Here is a 1,063-nt window from a genome sequence, read left to right as displayed (position 1 = left end):
TTCCGCCCGCTTCATGACCGCGTGGTCGTTCGTCGGGTCGAATCCGAATCCAAGACCGCGGGCGGGATCATCATCCCCGATACGGCTAAGGAAAAGCCGCAGGAAGGCGAGATCATCGCCGTCGGTTCCGGCGCCCGCGACGAAGCCGGCAAGCTCGTCCCGCTGGACGTCAAGGCCGGCGACCGCATCCTGTTCGGCAAGTGGTCGGGCACCGAAGTCAAGCTCAATGGCGAAGACCTTCTGATCATGAAGGAATCCGACATTATGGGCATCATCGGCTGAATATCGGCCTCACCCTCATCTAAATCTTCGGGCTCAATCCAAGCCCCTGCCAGGAGCTAAAAATGGCTGCCAAAGACGTAAAATTCTCCCGCGACGCTCGTGAGCGCATGCTGCGCGGCGTCAACATCCTCGCCGACGCGGTGAAGGTCACGCTCGGCCCCAAGGGCCGCAACGTCGTCATCGACAAGTCGTTCGGCGCACCGCGCATCACCAAGGACGGCGTCACCGTCGCCAAGGAAATCGAGCTTGAGGACAAGTTCGAAAACATGGGCGCGCAGATGGTCCGCGAAGTTGCTTCGAAGACCAACGACATCGCCGGCGACGGCACCACGACCGCGACCGTTCTGGCACAGTCGATAGTCCAGGAAGGCCACAAGGCGGTTGCCGCCGGCATGAACCCGATGGACCTCAAGCGCGGCATCGACCTCGCCGTAGCCGACGTCGTCGCGACGCTGATCAAGAACGCCAAGAAGATCAAGACCTCGGAAGAGGTTGCCCAGGTCGGCACCATTGCCGGCAATGGCGATGTTTCGGTCGGCTCGATGATCGCGGAAGCGATGCAGAAGGTCGGCAATGAAGGCGTCATCACCGTCGAGGAAGCCAAGACCGCCGAGACCGAGCTCGAGGTCGTCGAAGGCATGCAGTTCGACCGCGGCTATCTCTCGCCCTACTTCGTCACCAACGCCGAAAAGATGGTTGCGGATCTGGAAGACGCCTACATCCTTCTCCACGAGAAGAAGCTCTCCAACCTGCAGGCCATGCTGCCGATCCTCGAGGCTGT

Annotated in this window: 2 protein-coding genes; both read left to right on the top strand. The window is 61.0% G+C overall.

What is annotated here, in order from left to right; all coding sequences use genetic code 11:
* Window positions 1-282: co-chaperone GroES (gene groES / locus AC0L2Y_RS34455; protein WP_473562319.1), on the top strand; the 282-nt coding region annotated here is incomplete at its 5' end.
* 62 nt (window positions 283-344) lie between these two features.
* On the top strand, window positions 345-1,063 hold a 719-nt coding region (gene groEL, locus AC0L2Y_RS34450), incomplete at its 3' end, for a chaperonin GroEL (protein WP_473562318.1).

Source organism: Mesorhizobium sp. WSM4830, from assembly GCF_055811495.1.
The sequence above is the reverse complement of the archived record's forward strand: the minus strand, read 5'-3'. Positions and strand labels throughout refer to the sequence as shown.